Genomic DNA, 2,359 nt, shown 5'->3' on the forward strand with positions numbered 1-2,359 from the left:
GTGACTGCGTACCTTTTGTATAATGGGTCAGCGACTTATATTTAGTAGCAAGGTTAAGCGAATAGCGGAGCCGTAGCGAAAGCGAGTGTTAACTGCGCGTTTAGTTGCTAGGTATAGACCCGAAACCCGGTGATCTAGCCATGGGCAGGTTGAAGGTTGAGTAACATCAACTGGAGGACCGAACCCACTAACGTTGAAAAGTTAGGGGATGACTTGTGGCTGGGGGTGAAAGGCCAATCAAACCGGGAGATAGCTGGTTCTCCCCGAAATCTATTTAGGTAGAGCCTCGGACGAATTCCATTGGGGGTAGAGCACTGTTAAGGCTAGGGGGTCATCCCGACTTACCAACCCTTTGCAAACTCCGAATACCAATGAGAACTATCCGGGAGACACACGGCGGGTGCTAACGTCCGTCGTGAAGAGGGAAACAACCCAGACCGCCAGCTAAGGTCCCAAAATATTGCTAAGTGGGAAACGATGTGGGAAGGCATAGACAGCTAGGAGGTTGGCTTAGAAGCAGCCACCCTTTAAAGAAAGCGTAATAGCTCACTAGTCGAGTCGGCCTGCGCGGAAGATGTAACGGGGCTAAGCAATATACCGAAGCTGCGGATACGTGTTTACACGTATGGTAGGGGAGCGTTGTGTAAGTGGATGAAGGTGGATTGAGAAGTCTGCTGGACATATCACAAGTGCGAATGCTGACATGAGTAACGATAATGGGAGTGAAAAACTCCCACGCCGGAAGACCAAGGTTTCCTGTCCCATGCTAATCAGGGCAGGGTAAGTCGGCCCCTAAGGCGAGGCAGAAATGCGTAGTCGATGGGAAACGGATTAATATTTCCGTACTTATATAATCAGTGATGGAGGGACGGAGAAGGCTAAGCAAGCTTGGCGTTGGTTGTCCAAGTGAAAGCAAGTAGGCCGAGAATTTAGGTAAATCCGGATTCTTAAAGCTGAGATGCGAGACGAGCTACTACGGTAGTGAAGTTGTTGATGCCCTGCTTCCAGGAAAAGCTTCTAAACTTATGATTATATGAACCGTACCCCAAACCGACACAGGTGGTCAGGTAGAGAATACTAAGGCGCTTGAGAGAACTCGGGTGAAGGAACTCGGCAAAATTGTACCGTAACTTCGGGAGAAGGTACGCCCTTGTTTGTGATAGGACTTGCTCCTTGAGCAGATGAGGGCCGCAGTGACCAGGTGGCTGGGACTGTTTATTAAAAACACAGCACTCTGCTAACTCGCAAGAGGACGTATAGGGTGTGACACCTGCCCGGTGCCGGAAGGTTAATTGATGGGGTTATCTTCGGAGAAGCTCTTGATCGAAGCCCCGGTAAACGGCGGCCGTAACTATAACGGTCCTAAGGTAGCGAAATTCCTTGTCGGGTAAGTTCCGACCTGCACGAATGGTGTAACCATGGCCACGCTGTCTCCACCCGAGACTCAGTGAAATTGAAATCGCAGTGAAGATGCTGTGTACCCGCACCTAGACGGAAAGACCCCGTGAACCTTTACTACAGCTTGGCACTGAACATTGAACCTACATGTGTAGGATAGGTGGGAGGCTTCGAAGCACAGTCGCTAGATTGTGTGGAGCCGTCCTTGAAATACCACCCTTGTATGTTTGATGTTCTAACATTGGTCCCTTATCGGGATTATGGACAGTGTCTGGTGGGTAGTTTGACTGGGGCGGTCTCCTCCCAAATAGTAACGGAGGAGCACGAAGGTTAGCTAATCACGGTCGGACATCGTGAGGTTAGTGCAATGGCATAAGCTAGCTTAACTGCGAGACAGACACGTCGAGCAGGTACGAAAGTAGGTCATAGTGATCCGGTGGTTCTGTATGGAAGGGCCATCGCTCAACGGATAAAAGGTACTCCGGGGATAACAGGCTGATACCGCCCAAGAGTTCATATCGACGGCGGTGTTTGGCACCTCGATGTCGGCTCATCACATCCTGGGGCTGAAGTCGGTCCCAAGGGTATGGCTGTTCGCCATTTAAAGTGGTACGCGAGCTGGGTTTAGAACGTCGTGAGACAGTTCGGTCCCTATCTGGTGTGGGCGTTGGATGATTGATGGGAGCTGCTCCTAGTACGAGAGGACCGGAGTGGACGAACCGCTGGTGTTCGGGTTGTCATGCCAATGGCATTGCCCGGTAGCTACGTTCGGAACGGATAACCGCTGAAAGCATCTAAGCGGGAAGCCGGCCCAAAGATGAGTCATCCCTGACTTTTAAAGTCCGGAAGGGTTGTTATAGACGATGACGTTGATAGGCAGGATGTGGAAGCGTTGTAAGGCGTTAAGCTAACCTGTACTAATTGCCCGAGAGGCTTAACCATACAACGCCCAAGAGGCTTT

General features: G+C 50.7%; 1 rRNA gene. It reads left to right on the top strand.

What is annotated here, in order from left to right:
- Positions 1-2,340 (top strand): 23S ribosomal RNA (locus tag KYS23_RS20535); the annotation flags it as partial.
- Positions 2,341-2,359: the final 19 nt, after the last annotated feature.

Origin of the sequence: Alteromonas lipotrueae, assembly GCF_019249255.1 — a bacterium.
Lineage (GTDB): Bacteria > Pseudomonadota > Gammaproteobacteria > Enterobacterales > Alteromonadaceae > Alteromonas > Alteromonas lipotrueae.